Here is an 18,230-nt window from a genome sequence, read left to right on the forward strand (position 1 = left end):
AACCTGTACTAATTGCCCGTGAGGCTTAACCATACAACACCCAAAGGGTTTTGATGGACTCAATGCAAGAACATTGAATGTGTATTTAGAACTTTAAACAGCTTTCCAGATTTTTTGCCTTCAGTTTTCAAAACTGAAAGTAAAGTAAGAATTTGCTTGGCGACCATAGCGTTGCGGACCCACCTGATTCCATGCCGAACTCAGAAGTGAAACGCAATAGCGCCGATGGTAGTGTGGGGCTTCCCCATGTGAGAGTAGGACATCGCCAGGCTTTAAATTATGAACGCTTGTTAGCAATAACGAGTATTCCACTGCGGAGTGGTAGTTCAGTTGGTTAGAATACCGGCCTGTCACGCCGGGGGTCGCGGGTTCGAGTCCCGTCCACTCCGCCACTTATTGAAAAGCCCTGCTAGAAATAGCAGGGCTTTTTCACATCTGTTGATTCTTCATTTGTATCTCTACAGCAATTTGGGTTGCCGTATGCAGGCTATTGATTTATCGAAAGGTAAACCTTTATATAATCGTTTTTATCCTACTATTTCCTATTCTGCATTTAGTTATTATTGTTTGATTATCGACCGTTAATAATCACGATAGATGATCGCTATTGAACTTATTTGCCAGCAACGCTAAAACCCCACATAGGGTTATTGTTCTTACTAATTGGGGTAAGACAAAATGTAGGAGAGTCGTGTTGCGAATAATAGGAATGCTATCAGCAATCTGTCTTACTCTGTTGTTTTCAAATACAACGGATGAGCCGCTATTATCTCGCGATTCTAATCTCTACAACATTGTGAGCCCGCAGCAAGGTCAAGCTAAGCGATTATCTTTAGGTATAGAAGCGAAGCCTCACAACAACCCGTTACACACCGTATTTTGCCGTTATTTATATAAGCCAACAGAACGGCAAAACCTACCTACCTATTTTTTACCTACCAATGATTCGATCTATGCGAATGTGAATTTGCTCTCTTCGCTACGCTATCGAGAGCTAGAAGGTGAAATATATCCACGAGTGCGACGAGATTATGAGTCTAATCTTATCTACCGTTTTATTCATAGCCGAAATGCTATTCCTTTATTTAGCGCATGATTTGATTTGGTTTATGAGGTAATAAGATGTTGGATTCAATTATTGATGTTTTGATGGCCCTTTGGCATCAAGACTTTACGACGTTAATGACACCAGGTAGTGCCGTGATGGTCTATTTTGTTGTTGGTGCATTGATATTTCTAGAGAGCGGGTTTATTCCGGCAGCTCCTTTCCCTTGCGATAGTGTTGTTGTTCTCTCGGGGACATTAGCTGCTGTCGGTGTTCTCGACCCGATTCTGGTGTTAGTGATTATTGCTACTTGTGCTGCTGTGGGCAGTTGGGCTGCTTATGTGCAAGGGCGTTGGTTAAATCGTTTACCTAAGGTTCAAGGTTGGGTTAAAGCCGTTCCTCAAAAGCGATTACAGCAAGTTGATGTGCTGCTGAGCAAGCATGGTTTGGTCGCTCTGTTTTGTGCGCGTTTTGTTCCTGTTGTACGTTCATTGCTGCCTTTAATGATGGGGATGCGCGCTAACAAGGTGAACAAGTTTCATTATTTTGCATGGCTGAGTGCCATTTTATGGACATTGCTGCTCTGTTCTTTAGGCATGTTGCTACCGATGTTGCCAGAGCATATTAGTAAATTAGTTACCATGGGTTTGATGGCGGCACCCGTTATTACGCTGGCAACTGCTGTATTAGGTTTTGTAACGGTTCGAGCTCGTAAGGTATGGCAGGAACAGCACTCAGTAAAAGCAAAACCGGTAGTAGATAAAACTGAGCATTGATTCATTATTAGAGCTTTTGGGCTACCATGATCCAAATGCACCTTAATCTCATATGATCAAAAAAAGACAGCCAAATGGCTGTCTTTTGTATATTTGCATTTATGTGTGTCCAGTCATTATTAGCTCGTTTGATCGAGCTCTTTTTCTGCCTGCTTGGCTTTTTCGATCATTGGTGTAATGGTCGAGCCTTGAATGAGGATTGAGAAGACAACCACGGAGTAGGTCATCACTAGAATGACTTCTTTTACGTCGATCAGTTTGTCAGGAATAACCCAGATCCCTGCTGGGATGGATAGTGCCATCGCAAGAGCAAGACCGCCACGTAAGCCTCCCCAAGTGAGTATTCGGATTGACCAAGGGTTATAGCTTCTACAACGTTTAAAACCAATATAAGACAAGAACACGCTGAGGTAGCGACCTGTTAATACTAAAGGTATCGCAAATGCCATCAGAATAAAGTCTTCCTTGTGGAATTCGAACAACAACATCGACATACCGATCAATAAGAAAAGTATCCCGTTCAAGAACTCATCGACTAATTCCCAGAAATGGTCTAAATGATCTTCACTCTCTTTAGAGAAACCAATATAACGAGTCCAGTTGCCAATCATTATTCCTGAGACGACCATCGCTAACGGACCTGATACATGTAGTATCTCAGCAAATGCGTAACCAGCGGTTGGAATACCTATGGTAAGTAGCAGCTCCATGGAATGGTCATCGGTTGCACTGATGAGATAGTGGAAGATTAAACCGAGCACTAAGCCATAAGCTATGCCACCTATCGCCTCTTGAATAAACAGCATGGTGACACTGCCAATTGTTGGTGCTTCTGTGCCAAATGCGATGGTGTAGATGGTGACAAAGATAACCAAGCCAAAACCATCATTAAACAGTGATTCGCCTTCAATCTGAGTCGATATTCGTTTTGGAGCATTTAATTTCTTAACAATGGCTAGAACGGCAATTGGATCGGTAGGAGAGATGAGTGCGCCAAATAACAAACAATAGACCAACTCAAAATGGATCCCCGTTAATACACAAAATCCATAGAGAGCGAAACCGATGAAAAATGTGGAAAACAGAGTCGCGCCAAGTGCCAGTACTGTGATTTCCCATTTTTGATCTTTTAAGTTGGGAAGCTTGATACTTAAACCGCCGGCGAACAGTAAAAAGCCGAGTATGCCTTTTAATAGAAAATCTTCGAAATTGATACTAGCAATCGTGTGGGTTGCAATTTCAGTGAGTTCGAACCAATCGTTTTGACCAGCGATTAAGATAAGTAACGATAGCATCATCGACCCTGCGGTAATTGCTATAGTTGTTTGCATCTTACCTATTTTGCTGTTTACAAAGGCAATGAGCATTGCAGCGGCTGATAAAAAACAAAGCGTGTAGTAGACCGACATGAAGGGACTCTTGTGTAACATTTTGTAACTAGTAATTCTGTGCTTAAGCGCAACAAATGGCAAACATTATTTCATCACCCTCGTATCATACATTTGCATCTTTAGACGTCTAGACTCCTTTTCTTTCTGTGTTAGGATGGAAGGATAATCAAAGGAATGAGGTTGTATTGTGGAAAGCAAGTTAAGACAACAAATAATAGCGCAGCTAAAGCAACGTATTCTGCTGATCGATGGTGGTATGGGCACCATGATTCAAGACTACAAACTGGAAGAGCAAGATTATCGTGGTGAGCGTTTCGCTGACTGGCATTGTGATCTTAAAGGTAACAATGACCTCTTGGTTCTGAGCCAGCCAAAACTTATTAAAGATATACACGCGGCTTACTTAGAAGCTGGTGCTGACATCCTTGAAACCAACACCTTCAACTCTACCACTATCGCCATGGCTGACTATGACATGGAAAGCCTGAGTGATGAGATTAACTTTGCCGCGGCAAAATTAGCCCGTGAGGTTGCGGATGAATGGACGGAAAAAACACCTGATAAGCCTCGTTATGTTGCAGGGGTGCTTGGTCCGACAAACCGTACTTGCTCTATCTCTCCCGATGTTAATGACCCAGGCTACAGAAACGTCTCATTTGATGAATTGGTTGAGGCATATTCAGAGTCTACTCGCGCGCTGATTAAAGGCGGTTCGGATCTCATTCTCATCGAAACTATCTTCGATACCTTAAATGCGAAAGCGTGTGCTTACGCTGTCGACTGTGTTTTTGAGGAACTTGGTTTTGCTTTGCCTGTGATGATCTCAGGCACGATCACCGACGCGTCAGGACGAACGCTTTCGGGACAAACGACTGAAGCTTTTTATAACTCACTACGCCATGTGAGACCGATCTCCTTTGGACTTAACTGTGCACTTGGTCCTGATGAATTACGTCCTTATGTTGATGAGCTGTCGCGTATCTCTGAAACCTTCGTTTCTGCGCACCCAAATGCAGGTTTGCCAAATGCATTCGGTGAATATGATTTGTCGCCAGAAGAGATGGCAGCACACGTAAAAGAGTGGGCACAAAGTGGGTTCTTAAACCTGATTGGTGGCTGTTGTGGTACCACGCCTGAACATATCCGTCATATGGCAATGGCTGTAGAAGAGGTGGCTCCTCGCACATTGCCTGATCTACCTGTATCTTGTCGCTTGTCTGGGCTAGAGCCTTTAACTATCGAGAAAGAAACCCTATTTATCAATGTTGGTGAACGCACCAACGTGACGGGTTCAGCTCGTTTTAAACGTCTGATCAAAGAAGAGCTTTATGATGAAGCATTAGACGTTGCGCGCCAGCAAGTAGAAAATGGCGCACAGATCATCGATATCAATATGGATGAAGGCATGCTCGATGCGGAAGCGTGTATGAAGCGTTTCTTAAACCTGTGTGCTTCTGAGCCTGAAATCTCCAAAGTGCCGATAATGGTCGACTCTTCAAAGTGGGAAGTGATCGTCGCAGGTCTGAAATGCATCCAAGGTAAGGGCATAGTCAACTCTATCTCTCTAAAAGAGGGCAAAGAGAAATTTATTGAGCAAGCGAAATTGATTCGTCGCTTTGGTGCTGCCGTTGTGGTGATGGCATTTGATGAAGTGGGACAAGCGGAGACTCGTCAACGCAAATTAGAAATTTGTACCAATGCTTATCGCATTTTGGTTGATGAAGTGGATTTCCCGCCAGAAGACATTATTTTTGACCCGAACATCTTTGCGGTGGCAACGGGTATTGATGAGCACAACAACTACGCGGTTGATTTTATAGAGGCAGTGGCAGATATAAAACGTGAGCTTCCTTATGCGATGATCTCTGGCGGTGTTTCTAACGTCTCGTTCTCTTTCCGTGGCAACAACTATGTTCGTGAAGCTATTCATGCTGTGTTCCTTTACCACTGTTTTAAAAACGGTATGGATATGGGGATCGTAAACGCCGGTCAACTTGAAATTTACGACAACGTACCCGATAAATTGCGTGAAGCCGTTGAAGATGTAGTGCTTAACCGTCGTGATGATGGTACTGAGCGTTTACTGGATATCGCGGATGAATATCGTGAAAACGCCGTTGGTAAGGTGGAAGATACGTCAGCATTGGAATGGCGAACTTGGGCGGTAGAAAAGCGCCTTGAACATGCGCTTGTAAAAGGCATCACTGAGTTTATTGTTGAAGATACTGAAGAGGCAAGAGTAAATGCTTCAAAGCCATTAGAGGTGATTGAGGGGCCTTTAATGGACGGTATGAACGTTGTGGGTGATCTATTTGGTGAGGGGAAGATGTTTTTGCCTCAGGTGGTTAAATCTGCCCGAGTGATGAAGCAGGCGGTTGCTCACCTGGAACCTTACATTAATGCTTCAAAAGAAGCGGGTTCTTCAAATGGTAAAATCTTACTTGCAACGGTGAAAGGTGATGTGCATGACATCGGCAAAAATATTGTTGGTGTCGTACTACAGTGTAATAACTATGAGATCATCGATCTTGGCGTGATGGTGCCATGCGAGAAAATTTTAAAAGTGGCCAAAGAAGAAAACGTCGACATTATCGGTTTGTCAGGGCTTATCACCCCATCATTGGATGAAATGGTTCATGTGGCAAAAGAGATGGAGAGACTTGAACTTGATCTACCACTACTGATTGGCGGTGCGACCACATCAAAAGCGCACACTGCGGTGAAGATCGAGCAAAACTACAAGAACCCGGTGGTGTATGTTAATAATGCCTCACGCGCCGTTGGGGTTTGTACCTCTTTATTATCAGATGTTCTTCGTCCTGCTTTCGTGGAGAAGTTGGACGCAGACTATGTGCGAGTTCGTGATCAGCACAATCGCAAAAAACCACGTACGAAGCCTGTCACCTTAGAAGTTGCTCGAGCGAATAAAGTCGCGATTGATTGGGATAGCTACACCCCGCCAGTGCCCAAAAAGCCGGGAGTGCATATATTTGATGATTTCGATGTGTCGATTCTACGTAACTACATCGATTGGACGCCGTTTTTTATGACGTGGTCTTTGGTGGGCAAATACCCAACCATTTTCCAACATGAAGAAGTGGGTGAAGAAGCGCAGCGATTATTTAAAGATGCCAATGATTGGCTCGATAGAATTGAGCGAGAAGGATTACTGAAATCTCGTGGTATGTGTGCATTATTCCCTGCTGCCAGTGTTGGCGATGATATTGAAGTGTACACGGATGAATCTCGTAGCGAAGTGGCAAAAGTTCTGCACAACCTTCGCCAGCAAACGGAAAAGCCAAAAGGCTTTAACTATTGCCTATCTGATTATATCGCGCCTAAAGAGTCGGGTAAGCGAGATTGGATTGGTGGCTTTGCGGTGACGGGTGGTGTGGGTGAAAGAGAACTAGCCGATGAGTTTAAAGCACAAGGCGATGATTATAATGCAATTATGATCCAAGCCGTTGCCGATCGATTGGCTGAAGCGTTTGCCGAATATTTACATGAACGAATTCGTAAAGAGATCTGGGGATACTCTCCAGATGAAAATCTATCTAATAGCGATTTGATCCGTGAGAAATATCAAGGTATTCGCCCAGCACCTGGTTACCCAGCTTGTCCTGAACATACCGAAAAAGGGGCATTGTGGGAACTACTCAAAGTTGAAGAGTCGATTGATATGTCGCTAACGAGCAGTTATGCGATGTGGCCGGGAGCTTCGGTGTCGGGTTGGTATTTCTCTCACCCTGATTCTCGTTATTTTGCCATTGCTCAGATCCAAGAAGATCAAGCGCAAAGTTATGCTGACCGTAAAGGCTGGGATCGATTAGAAGCAGAGAAATGGTTAGGACCTAACCTGAATGGTTAAAGCCTAGTTGTCTATATTCTAAAAACTAAAAAGCGCTGTAAAAACAGCGCTTTTTTAATACGAGTACAAATTAGACTAAATCAATATTGTTGCTAAGCCTAGGAAGACGGATAAACCAATAACATCGGTTACGGTTGTTAATGCCATACCGCCAGCAAGTGCCGGATCGATATTCATTTTCTTTAGCATGACTGGAATCATCACTCCCGCAATACCGGCGACCAAAAGATTGGTCATCATCGCAGCTGAAATAATACCGCCAAGTATCCAATTACCTTTCCAAGCAACAACGATACCGCCAATGATTAATGCCCACAGCACCCCATTCAAAAAGCCGATCGCGGCTTCTTTCATCAATAGTTCGCGTTTGTTGGCATCACCGATATGACCTAATGCTAAACCGCGAATAACGAGCGCAACGGTTTGGTTACCAGCCACCCCACCCATCGAAGGTACAATGGTCATGAGTACCGCAATCGCAGCCATTTGATCTAAAGTTGCTTCGAACATGTTGGAGACCGAAGCCGCTGCAAGGGCTGCAAGGACGTTGGCTCCCAGCCAAATACTACGTTTTCGTGCGGATTTTACTACTGGCGCAAAGGTATCTTCATCGTCATCCAGACCCGCCATACTCATCATTGAGTGTTCGGCATCTTCACGGATAACGTCAACCACATCATCAATGGTAATACGACCCACTAATTGCTGGTTTTCATCAATGACAGGTGCAGATACCCAGTTACGACGTTCAAATAGACTTGCCACATCGGAGTCACTCATGGTGACTTCAATGGCGTCGTCCGCATCTTCCATCACTTCTGCTACTCTGACATCAGGCTGTGTCGTTAGCACCGTCATCAAAGATAGTTCGCCGATCAAACGATTCTCAGCATCAATGACATAGAGCGCATCGGTTGCCTCTGGCAGTTCGCCTCGCATGCGCAAATAACGCAAAACAACGTCAATATCGACGTCACCACGAATGGTGATTACGTCGGTATTCATTAAGCTACCCGCACTATCCTCAGGATAGGAAAGGGCAGTTTCGACACGCTGGCGTTCTTCGTCATCCATTTGGGAGAGAACTTCGCGCGAAACGTCGTCAGGAAGACTTCGAAGTACATAAGCCACATCATCGGTGTCCATGCCTTCGGTTGCTTCTGCGAGCATCTCTGGTGCCATGCGTGACACCAAGTCATCTTTTACATCCTCGCTTAGTTCGTCGAGGATTTCACCGTAATCTTCCGGATCGGTAAGTTGCCAAAGAACTTCACGGCTTTTACGCGGTGATGCCTCTAATAAATGAGCGATATCTTCTGGTTCCATGTCTTGCAGTTGGCGGCGGACATGGACGAAACGACCATTTTCTAGAGCTTCAGTGACTTCTTGGAGGGCTTGGTGAGCTTGATCGAATTCTATTTGCTCTGCCATTCATTCCCCCTAACTCTATAGGCTTATAATGTTCTGAATAGTAACTTAATTTTACAACTTGTTTAATAAGATAGTGTTAAGAAAAACAATTCTTACTGTGAATTGCTATCCTAGCGCGTTATTACGTCGAAATTAAGTTGTCATTGTAAGAGCCCATCACTACGAAAGAGAGGACTCTCCATTAACGAAAGGAAAGAAAGCGGTGTTTACTCGTCTTCATCAAACTTGTGTTCGATAAGTTGGCATACGGCATCCAAAGCGCTGGTGGCATCGTTGCCTTCAGCTAGAATGGTCACGTGTTCGCCTTGAGCAGACTCGAGCATTAATAGCCCCATGACGCTATCTGCGGTGGCGGTTTTCCCTTCGTGACTTTGAATGGTTAGTATGGCATCAAATGATTGAGCAAGCTCTACCAATTTGACGGCAGCACGAGCATGTAGCCCCAAGCGGTTTTGAATTAGGACGGTTTTGCTCTCTTGCTGCATTGATTAATCCTTGAGATCTTTTTCTAGTGAAGTATGACGGATTTGTACTTGATGCCCTAAGTCGGCAAAGTATTGTCCAATTTGTTGAGTTAAGTAGACTGAGCGGTGTTTACCACCGGTACAACCGATGGCAACTGTTAGGTAGCTGCGATTGTTTTTTTCTAACAGTGGTAACCAATGCTCAATAAACTTTTGTACCTGAAGTTTTAGTTCAATGACCTCTTGATGGCTTTCTAAAAAAGCACGAATAGGCGCATCGAGTCCCGTTAATGGGCGCAGTTCAGGTTCCCAATGAGGGTTGGGTAAAAAGCGGACATCAAATACGTAGTCAGCATCACTTGGCAGACCATATTTAAAGCCAAATGATTGAAATACCATAACCAAGTCTTTCCGTTCACGACCTTCAACACGGCGTCGAACAGTTTCACTTAGCTCATGTAGGGATTGGTTACTGCTGTCGATGATAAGATCAGCATTCTCTTTAAGCGGAGAAAGAATGCATTTTTCCTTCTCAATGGCTTGTTCCAAAGAGGTGTTTTCTTGGCTGAGTGACAGCGGGTGAATACGGCGAGTTTCACTGTAGCGTTTAAGCAATGTGTCTTTATTAGCGTCCAAAAAAAGTACGCTAACATCGCTTTCCTGTTTTAGTTTAGCTAAGACATCATTAACCAGAGTTGGCTCTTCTGGCAAGTTACGGATATCAATACTAACAGCAACATTCTGCTTACTGCCTTGGATGGATTGAACGAACACATCCAACATATTGACTGGTAGGTTGTCGACACAGTAGTAACCCAAGTCTTCTAATACCCGCAACGCAACACTTTTGCCAGCGCCAGACTGACCACTTACGACGATTAATCGCATATCAGTGATTACCTGTTGATCATAATATCGTATAGCTCTTGATCCGATTGCGCTTTACGCAATTGCTTGAGGATCTGTTTGTCACTAAGACGTTCAGCCATACAAGAGAGGGTTTTGAGGTGCTCTTTACATTGTGCGTCAGGCACAAGTAAGGCAAACAACAAATCCACTGGGCGGTTATCAATAGCATCAAATTCTATTGGGCTTTCACACTGCAATAGTACCGCAACAGCCTTATCGCTTGAGTGCATACGAGCATGGGGAATGGCTATTCCATTTCCTATGCCAGTACTGCCAACCTTTTCACGGCTAAGCATACATTCAAATAATTCAGTGGAGTTTTGCCCGGTTTGCTCTGCAACGATTTCACTGATCATTTCTAGAGCTCGTTTCTTACTAGTACATTGGACTGCACTTTTGGTGCAGTCCAATGTTAGGATTTCGCTTAGTTGCATAGTTAATGACTGTTTAATTTTTCTTTGTGCTTGTTTAGCTGCCTAACCAGTTTGTCGGTTAGAGAGTCGATAGCGGCATACATGCTTTCATCGTCTGCCGATGCATGTATTTCACCTTGATTTACGTGAAGGGTTGCCTCTGCAATCTGCTGAAGCTTTTCAACTTTAAGTACAACATGAATACTATTGATATGGTCAAAAAAACGCTCAAGTTTTTGAAACTTCTCGTTTACGTAGTCTTGCATTGAATCGGTAAGATCAACGTGATGGCCATTAATATTGATTTGCATAGACTTTCCTTCTCGGTTGCTGCCTAAAGTAGGCGTTTACGCTGACTTGAAGGGGCAATGCCCAGTGATTCACGGTATTTGGCTATCGTCCTTCTAGCTACCTGAATCCCTTGATCAGCGAGTAGAGCTGCAATCTTGCTATCACTTAATGGCTTAACGGTGTTTTCCGCTGCCACAAGCTTCTTAATGAACGCTCGAATTGCAGTCGATGAACATTCTCCGCCATTGTCTGTACTGACATGACTAGAGAAGAAGTACTTCAATTCAAAAATGCCACGCGGCGTGTGCATGTATTTCTGTGTGGTGACGCGTGAAATGGTAGATTCATGCATATCCACATCAAGAGCAACATCATTGAGAACCATAGGTTTCATCGCTTCTTCGCCATACTCGAAGAAATCTCTTTGATGTTCAACAATACACTTGGCAACTTTGAGCAGAGTCTCGTTTCTGCTCTCTAAGCTTTTAATTAACCATTTTGCCTCTTGCAAATTGGTTCGAATGTACTGACTGTCTGCGCTGTTTCCTTTGCCCATCGCGGCATACTGCTGATTCACTTTTAAGCGTGGAACCGCATCAGGGTTTATTGTTACTACCCACTTACCATGATCTTTGAATACAGACACATCGGGCACGACATATTCGGCATGTTCTGAAGAGATTCGGCTACCCGGACGAGGGTCAAGTTGCTGGATCAGTTTCAGAACTTCGCGAAGATCGGTTTCTTTAAGCTTAGTTTCTTTAATGATCAGTTTGTAATCGCGATTGCCAAGTTGATCGATATGTTCAGTGAGAACTAGCTTCGCTTCATTCAACCACGGGGTATCGGCAGGGTAAGTCGCAAGTTGCAGTAGCAAGCAATCTTGTAGGTTGACAGAAGCCACACCAAGCGGGTCAAACTGCTGAATGCGCTTGCGCACGGCTTGGATTTCATCCAATTCAATCTCTTCGCTATCGAAGCTCTCTAAGATATCTTGTGGTGAAATGGTTAAATAGCCGTAGTCGTCAATGGCATCGATAATAGCAAGTGCGATGGTTCGGTCGGTTTCACTAAATGGGGTGAGATCAAGCTGCCAAAGCAGGTAATCGTACAACGATTCGGTGGTTTCACCTTGGTAAACTGGAAAATCATCATCTAAAGCGATGCCAGTACTCCCTGTGTTGGCGCTGTAAACATCATCCCAAGTCGTATCGATCTCTAGTTCTGAGCTGATTTCAGATTTTTCAATTAGCTCAGAGCTGTCTGGAAGCTCGATTTCCGTCGCTTCCAAACTGTGGTCTTTTTCCTCATTTGCCGTTTTCTCATCGCTGGTGGACGGCTCATCATTGGCTTCTTCAACCTCTAGTAGTGGGTTGGAATCCAATGCATCTTGGATCTCATGTTGAAGATCTAACGTCGAAAGTTGCAACAAGCGGATCGCCTGCTGCAATTGCGGCGTCATCGCCAACTGCTGTCCTAGCTTGAGTTGTAATGAGGGTTTCATGCAGTAATACGTGCCTTATAAAGTTCTACAGACTTTTTATTAATCATAGTCGGAATTGTTCGCCGAGATAAACTTGCTTAACTTGTTCGTTGTTAAGTACGTCTTCTGGCGTTCCTTCTGCAATCAAATGTCCTTGGCTCACGATGTAAGCTTTTTCGCATACATCCAGCGTCTCTCGAACGTTATGGTCGGTTATCAGTACACCTAAGCCACGATCACGTAGATGTTCAATAATTTTCTTAATATCGATAACTGAGATTGGGTCCACACCAGCAAAGGGTTCATCCAGCAATATAAATTGAGGGTTTGCTGCCAGAGCGCGCGCAATCTCAACTCGACGACGCTCGCCCCCTGATAGTGCCATACCTGCACTTTCACGAATGTGCTGAATGTGGAATTCCTCTAATAAATCTTCCAATTTATCTTGGCGTTCTTCGCGAGTGAGTTCTTCACGCGTCTCAAGTACCGCCATAATATTGTCTTGAACAGACAGCTTACGGAAGATTGAGGCTTCTTGTGGCAAGTAACCAATACCCATGCGAGATCGGCTATGCATTGGCAAGATACTGATGTCTTGTCCATCGATACTAATGGTGCCTTCATCACGGGCTACTAAGCCTACGATCATATAAAACGAGGTGGTTTTACCGGCACCGTTAGGACCTAATAGCCCAACAATTTGTCCTGACTCAACCGCTAAGCTGACGTCAGAGACCACTTTTCTGCTTTTGTAGCTTTTTGCTAAATGCTCTGCTTTTAAAATAGCCATAATTATTCTTGTACTGCTTGTGGCTGAAGCACGGTAGAGACACGGTCGCCTTTTTGTTTACCGTCAGCAATCAGTTTCTGCGATGAAATTTGATAGCGAATATGGTTACCACGAATTTCGCTATCATCTTGTGCCAGCATTGCTTGGTCAATCATCGTCAGTTGGTCTTCGCTGACATTGTAGTAAAGTTCTTTTGCTTCACCGTGCAAAGTCTTACCGTCATCTGTTAATTGAGAAAATTTGGCAAGCTCACCGAAGCCTTCAATTTTCTTAATCGAACCGTCATCTTTGTCACGAGTAACCACTATTTTGTCTGCATTGATATTAATGCTGCCTTGCTTTAGCTTCACATCACCCAAAAAGGTGACTTTGTTGCTTTGCATATCAAGCTGCTGACTGTCTGAATCAATATACACAGGTTGGTCGCGGTCCGTAGACAAAGCCAACGCTTGTGTTGAAGCAAACAAACAGGCAATTAAACTAAGGTGTGAGAGTTTCATATCTGCCTTGTACATGTTTGTATAGTGTCGCGGTATTCTCAGCGAGATTTCCTTTCATCGCTTGACCGACTGTTTCAAACTTAGGGCCAACCAGAGTCACTTGGTTTTCAGCCCAAAAATCGCGATTATCTAACTGAATACTCAAGGTGTCAGTTGATAGAGTGTCAAATCCGGAGTCAGGTAATAAATTTTTACCCAGTACGTTACTTTCTAGTACCAAAATATGGTCTTTAGTTAATACGCCGCGCTCCGCGGTGATTTCCCATTCTTGTATGTCACCCTGTTGGTAAACTTTTAGAACAGGTTTATCAAAAACAGTTTCACCGTTACTGGCGTAGTTGTTCAAACGTTCTGATGTAATCACATAACTACGAAGACCCTGCTCATTGTACGAAGTATTGGTTAGACCATTACCAGTAAAAATAGGCAGCTCTACGTTTGGTTCGACTTGTATATCGTATGTGGCTTGTTCGCGCATCAAGTAGTAGCCAGAGGTGGCGATGATGGCAACCAATACCAAATATCCGATACGAGCAAGACTCATATACTTAAACCTTTGTGCACATCTAGTTCGTTTCGAGCTTGTAAAATTAAATCACAAACTTCACGTACAGCACCATGCCCACCACGAATGGTTGTGACATAGTTTACTCGCTGTGCCAGTAGTGGGTGTCCATCCGCTACACAGACTTTCAGTGCCACTTTCTCCATGACAGGCCAATCAATTAAATCATCACCGATATAACCGGTTTGCTCTGGGGCAATGCCAAGTTTTAGGCAAATATCTTGATACGCTTTTACCTTGTCATCTTGACCTTGATAAATCAGCGAGATGCCCAGTGCTGTCATGCGGTTTTCAACTATTTGCGAACGACGACCAGTGATAATAGCGATCTCTATTCCTGCATTCATGAGTGACTTTACGCCATATCCATCACGAGTGTGGAAGGTTTTGAGTTCTTCGCCATTGTTGCCCATATAGATTAGACCATCGGAGAACACGCCATCGACATCACAGATCAATAACTTGATCTGTTTGGCGATCTCAATGATCTCTGAGTCTACCTGACCGTAAAGAGTGGCAACTTTTGCCGTCATTACATTACTCCAGCTTTAAGTAAGTCATGCATATTCAATGCGCCGACTACTTGGTTATCTTGGCAAAGCAGTAGTCCATTAATGCTTTTTTCTTGCATTAAGTTTACACCTTCAGCCGCCAACATGTTTGGACACGCAACGGTTGGGTTCTTTGTCATTACTTCACCGATAACGGTAGTATGAATGTCTACACGCTTATCTAAAATACGACGTAAGTCGCCATCAGTGAAAATACCTTGCAGTTGGTGCTCTGTATCGACAACAGCGGTCATGCCTAAACCTTTCTCGCTTATTTCAAGCAGAGCATCACGGATCAGTGTGTTAGCTGATACTAACGGAAGCGCATTACCGGTATGCATGATATCGGAAAGCTTGAGTAGCAATTTACGACCTAATGCCCCACCTGGGTGTGACAATGCAAAGTCTTCAGCGGTAAAGCCGCGCGCTTGCAGCAGTGATACAGCGAGCGCATCTCCCATCACTAGAGTGGCAGTCGTACTCGATGTTGGTGCTAAGCCCAATGGGCATGCTTCTTTAGGAACCGAAATCTGTAGATGGATATCAGCCAGCTTCGCCATCGTTGACGCCGGTTTACCTGTCATACTAATGATGGTGATCTTGAGTCGTTTTAATACGGGGAAAAGCGCCAAAATCTCATTTGCTTCGCCCGAATTGGATATGGCTAATACGATATCACCCGGTTTAACCATACCTAAGTCACCATGAGCGGCTTCACCTGGGTGAACAAAGAACGCAGAGGTGCCAGTACTGGCAAATGAGGCAGCAATTTTGTTGCCAATATGACCCGATTTACCCATGCCCATGACCACCACTTTGCCACTCTTATTGTTCAAAATGGTTTCGCACGCTTGGACAAAGTTCTCGTCAAAATATTGGTCGAGTTGTTTTATAGCTTCTACTTCAGTATTCAGCACATCTAACGCAGCTGAGCGGTAGTCAAACATATGGAATTCCTGGATTCAATTAAGCGGTCATATTGATGATCAAATAGCTTTGATAAGCGATGAAGACAACGAAGAGAAAAGCCCCTTCAAGACGATTGATACTGCGAGACTTGCCCAGAGCCATCGCAACAAGCAGTAACGAGACGCCAAGCATTACCCAAAAATCGCGACCCATCGCGAGTTCACTTAACATTGATGGGTTAAGGATGCCAGGGATGCCCATTACAGCAAGGATGTTGAAAACGTTTGAACCAATGATATTACCCACGGCCATATCATCTTCACCTTTCATTACGCCAGCAACAGAAGCGGCGAGTTCGGGTAGGCTAGTACCGACGGCGATGATAGTCAGTCCAATAACCAAATCGCTCATGCCGAAATACTTAGCAATGACGACTGAGCTATCAACCAGTGTGCTTGCTGAGATGGGAAGAATGATTAAACCAATCACCACCCACATCCCTGCTTTCAGGTTATTGACACCTTCTGGCACTTCCGCTTCTTGCTCATCTAACAGAATGTCACCATTGTGCTTTTCTTTGCGACTAATGCGTAGCATGGCGAGAATAAAAAACGCGAATAGCACTAGAAGCAGTACACCTTCCATAAAGCCAAGGTGGTTGTCCCATAAAATAGCGCCAGCGATAACAGTCACTGCGATCATCAGCGGGAGTTCACGGCGTAATACCGCAGAGCTAATAGAAAGTGGCTTTATTAAGGCTGTAATACCTAAAATTAATGCAATATTGGCAATGTTTGAACCGATGACGTTACCTACCGCAGTGTCGGTCTTACCATCAAGTGCCGCAGTGGCAGAAACCATCATTTCTGGGGCAGAAGATCCCATCGCGAGGATAGTCATACCAATAACAAGTGGAGATATACCGAAGTTTCGAGCAAGTGCGGCAGAACCAAATACTAATCGGTCGGCACTCCATACCAAGAAAATAAGACCGACGATGAGGAGCGCTACTGCTTCGAACATGATATTTCCCAACTTATCTATAATCTGAACAATTTAACCGCCAATTTTGACGCGTTGAGGTATAAAAGGGAAGCTGAACATTGAAATATTTGTTGCACATTATGTAATTCTAACGATGCTTTACAGTGAGGAGCTGGATCTAAGTAGTTCACAATTAATCGAACAGTGCTTTTAATTCGAGGGTATTCTGCTTATTATTGCCTATTAAACAAGGATTCTGACGACGAGTACCTAATGTCATCAAGTGATTTGGTTACTGTCAATAATCTTACTTTCTCTCGTGGAGATAGGACGATTTTTGATAACGTAAACCTCCATGTTCCCAAGGGTAAAGTTACCGCAATAATGGGACCATCAGGGATTGGTAAAACAACACTATTGCGACTGATTGGCGGGCAATTGGCTCCTAGCAGTGGCGAGGTGTGGTTTGATGACCATAACATTCCTACATTAAGCCGCCGCAAGCTCTATCAAGTTAGAAAAAAAATGAGCATGCTGTTTCAATCTGGCGCACTTTTCACCGATCTTACCGTTTTTGATAATGTTGCCTTTCCATTGCGTGAACATACCGAGCTAGATGAAGAGCTTATTCGTACTTTGGTATTGCTTAAACTAGAAGCGGTTGGTTTACGCGGCGCAGCACAGTTAATGCCGAGTGAATTGTCGGGTGGTATGGCACGCAGAGCGGCATTAGCACGCTCAATTGCCCTTGACCCTGAACTGATCATGTTTGATGAGCCGTTCGTTGGGCAAGACCCTATAACCATGGGTGTGCTGGTGGAATTGATTCGTAATTTGAATCAAGCGTTAGGTGTAACGTCGATTGTGGTCTCACATGATGTACCAGAAGTGATGAGTATCGCCGATTGGGTATACATTCTTGCCAATGGTAAAGTAATTGCCAGTGGTACACCTGATGAACTGCATGCAAACCCTGACCCGCAAGTTCAGCAATTTTTGTTAGGTTATGCGGATGGTCCTGTGCCATTTAGCTACCCAGCAAAATCAATTGCAGAGGACCTGTTTAAATGAAATCCAACCTAATTGAATTTGTGGCTGCAACTGGTCGCCGCTCAATGGCGATCGTTGAAGTATTTGGTCGTGCCAGTCTGATGCTGTTTAGTGCTCTGGCAAGTCGACCACAACCTATCAAAAATGCCCCGTTACTAATCAAACAACTTTACAGTGTGGGTGTGCAATCCATGCTGATCATTTTCTTATCGGGCTTATTTATTGGCATGGTATTGAGCCTCCAAGGTTACGTTATCTTGGTGGATTTCGGTGCTGAGGGTGCGCTTGGGCAAATGGTTGCTCTGTCGTTACTTCGTGAGTTGGGACCGGTTGTTACCGCCCTATTATTTGCTGGGCGGGCTGGTTCCGCTCTTACCGCTGAAATCGGATTGATGAAAGCAACAGAACAGCTTTCTTCGTTGGAAATGATGGCGGTAGACCCACTTAAGCGCGTCATTGCACCTCGTTTTTGGGCGGGTGTGATTTCAATGCCTTTGCTAACGATGATTTTTATGGCCGTTGGTATTTGGGGCGGACAACTGGTTGGGGTTGACTGGAAAGGGATTGACCATGGTAGTTTCTGGTCAACGATGCAGGCTTCTGTCGATCTTGGTCAGGATATTGGTAATAGCTTTATCAAAAGCTTAGTGTTTGCCATTACCGTGACTTGGATTGCGCTCTTTAATGGATATGATGCGATTCCAACTTCGGAAGGCATCAGCCGTGCGACCACTCGCACAGTAGTACACTCTTCTTTGGCAGTACTTGGACTAGACTTCGTACTGACCGCATTGATGTTCGGGAATTAAA

At 44.2% G+C, this 18,230-nt stretch carries 18 protein-coding genes, 1 tRNA gene and 1 rRNA gene; 7 read left to right on the forward strand and 13 right to left on the reverse strand.

Annotated elements, in window-relative coordinates:
- Positions 1–155 precede the first annotated feature (155 nt).
- From rrf to H2O73_RS06795, 4 genes are all read left to right on the forward strand, one after another.
- A 5S ribosomal RNA gene (rrf, locus tag H2O73_RS06780) occupies positions 156–271 on the forward strand.
- Between the two features lie 44 nt (positions 272–315).
- Positions 316–392 (forward strand) — tRNA-Asp (locus H2O73_RS06785).
- A 299-nt stretch (positions 393–691) separates the two neighbouring features.
- The gene (locus tag H2O73_RS06790) at positions 692–1,096 is read left to right on the forward strand and encodes a hypothetical protein (RefSeq protein ID WP_182107902.1); all 405 of its coding nucleotides are present in this window, start codon (positions 692–694) and stop codon (positions 1,094–1,096) included.
- 26 nt (positions 1,097–1,122) lie between these two features.
- On the forward strand, positions 1,123–1,821 hold the full coding sequence (locus H2O73_RS06795) for a DedA family protein (protein ID WP_182107904.1): 699 nt from the start codon (positions 1,123–1,125) through the stop codon (positions 1,819–1,821).
- 119 nt (positions 1,822–1,940) lie between these two features.
- Here the strand turns inward: H2O73_RS06795 and H2O73_RS06800 are convergent, their stop codons facing one another.
- Entirely contained in the window at positions 1,941–3,230 is a 1,290-nt protein-coding gene (locus tag H2O73_RS06800; RefSeq protein ID WP_182107906.1) for a cation:proton antiporter, read from the reverse strand.
- 169 nt (positions 3,231–3,399) lie between these two features.
- Between H2O73_RS06800 and metH the strand changes: the two genes are divergently transcribed.
- Positions 3,400–7,080: a methionine synthase gene (metH, locus tag H2O73_RS06805; RefSeq protein WP_182107908.1), complete on the forward strand. Its 3,681-nt coding sequence runs from the start codon at positions 3,400–3,402 to the stop codon at positions 7,078–7,080.
- Between the two features lie 75 nt (positions 7,081–7,155).
- Here metH and mgtE read toward each other — a convergent pair whose 3' ends face one another.
- From mgtE to H2O73_RS06865, 12 genes are all read right to left on the reverse strand, one after another.
- Positions 7,156–8,511, reverse strand: coding sequence for a magnesium transporter (mgtE, locus tag H2O73_RS06810; protein WP_182107910.1), 1,356 nt, complete (start codon positions 8,509–8,511; stop codon positions 7,156–7,158).
- 206 nt (positions 8,512–8,717) lie between these two features.
- On the reverse strand, positions 8,718–8,996 hold the full coding sequence (locus H2O73_RS06815; protein WP_182107912.1) for an HPr family phosphocarrier protein: 279 nt from the start codon (positions 8,994–8,996) through the stop codon (positions 8,718–8,720).
- Positions 8,997–8,999: 3 nt separating this feature from the next.
- Complete coding sequence (gene rapZ / locus H2O73_RS06820; RefSeq protein ID WP_182107914.1) at positions 9,000–9,863, reverse strand: RNase adapter RapZ; 864 nt, start codon at positions 9,861–9,863, stop codon at positions 9,000–9,002.
- 8 nt (positions 9,864–9,871) lie between these two features.
- On the reverse strand, positions 9,872–10,318 hold the full coding sequence (ptsN, locus tag H2O73_RS06825; protein ID WP_182107916.1) for a PTS IIA-like nitrogen regulatory protein PtsN: 447 nt from the start codon (positions 10,316–10,318) through the stop codon (positions 9,872–9,874).
- A gap of 2 nt (positions 10,319–10,320) precedes the next feature.
- On the reverse strand, positions 10,321–10,608 hold the full coding sequence (hpf, locus tag H2O73_RS06830; protein WP_182107918.1) for a ribosome hibernation promoting factor: 288 nt from the start codon (positions 10,606–10,608) through the stop codon (positions 10,321–10,323).
- A 23-nt stretch (positions 10,609–10,631) separates the two neighbouring features.
- Positions 10,632–12,092 carry an RNA polymerase factor sigma-54 gene (locus H2O73_RS06835; RefSeq protein ID WP_182107919.1) on the reverse strand — a complete coding sequence of 487 codons (1,461 nt, stop codon included), beginning with the start codon at positions 12,090–12,092 and terminating at the stop codon, positions 10,632–10,634.
- A gap of 43 nt (positions 12,093–12,135) precedes the next feature.
- Positions 12,136–12,861, reverse strand: coding sequence for an LPS export ABC transporter ATP-binding protein (gene lptB, locus H2O73_RS06840; RefSeq protein WP_182107920.1), 726 nt, complete (start codon positions 12,859–12,861; stop codon positions 12,136–12,138).
- A gap of 2 nt (positions 12,862–12,863) precedes the next feature.
- A complete protein-coding gene (gene lptA, locus H2O73_RS06845) occupies positions 12,864–13,361 on the reverse strand; it encodes a lipopolysaccharide transport periplasmic protein LptA (RefSeq protein WP_182107921.1) in 498 nt (165 codons plus the stop codon).
- On the reverse strand, positions 13,342–13,905 hold the full coding sequence (lptC, locus tag H2O73_RS06850; RefSeq protein WP_182107922.1) for an LPS export ABC transporter periplasmic protein LptC: 564 nt from the start codon (positions 13,903–13,905) through the stop codon (positions 13,342–13,344). Before lptC ends, lptA begins: the two co-directional genes overlap by 20 nt.
- On the reverse strand, positions 13,902–14,459 hold the full coding sequence (gene kdsC, locus H2O73_RS06855; protein ID WP_182107923.1) for a 3-deoxy-manno-octulosonate-8-phosphatase KdsC: 558 nt from the start codon (positions 14,457–14,459) through the stop codon (positions 13,902–13,904). Before kdsC ends, lptC begins: the two co-directional genes overlap by 4 nt.
- Positions 14,459–15,424 (reverse strand): KpsF/GutQ family sugar-phosphate isomerase, encoded by a 966-nt coding sequence (locus H2O73_RS06860; protein ID WP_182107924.1) that lies wholly within the window; start codon positions 15,422–15,424, stop codon positions 14,459–14,461. The genes kdsC and H2O73_RS06860 overlap by 1 nt, the downstream gene beginning before the upstream one ends.
- Positions 15,425–15,443: 19 nt before the next feature.
- On the reverse strand, positions 15,444–16,409 hold the full coding sequence (locus H2O73_RS06865) for a calcium/sodium antiporter (RefSeq protein WP_182107926.1): 966 nt from the start codon (positions 16,407–16,409) through the stop codon (positions 15,444–15,446).
- A 234-nt stretch (positions 16,410–16,643) separates the two neighbouring features.
- Here H2O73_RS06865 and mlaF point away from each other — a divergent pair, with 234 nt between their 5' ends.
- Together mlaF and mlaE are read left to right on the forward strand one after the other, a co-directional pair.
- Entirely contained in the window at positions 16,644–17,441 is a 798-nt protein-coding gene (mlaF, locus tag H2O73_RS06870) for a phospholipid ABC transporter ATP-binding protein MlaF (RefSeq protein ID WP_182107928.1), read from the forward strand.
- On the forward strand, positions 17,438–18,229 hold the full coding sequence (gene mlaE, locus H2O73_RS06875; RefSeq protein WP_182107930.1) for a lipid asymmetry maintenance ABC transporter permease subunit MlaE: 792 nt from the start codon (positions 17,438–17,440) through the stop codon (positions 18,227–18,229). The genes mlaF and mlaE overlap by 4 nt, the downstream gene beginning before the upstream one ends.
- Position 18,230 lies beyond the last annotated feature (1 nt).

The organism is Vibrio marinisediminis, assembly GCF_014050145.1.
In the GTDB taxonomy this organism is placed as follows: domain Bacteria; phylum Pseudomonadota; class Gammaproteobacteria; order Enterobacterales; family Vibrionaceae; genus Vibrio; species Vibrio marinisediminis.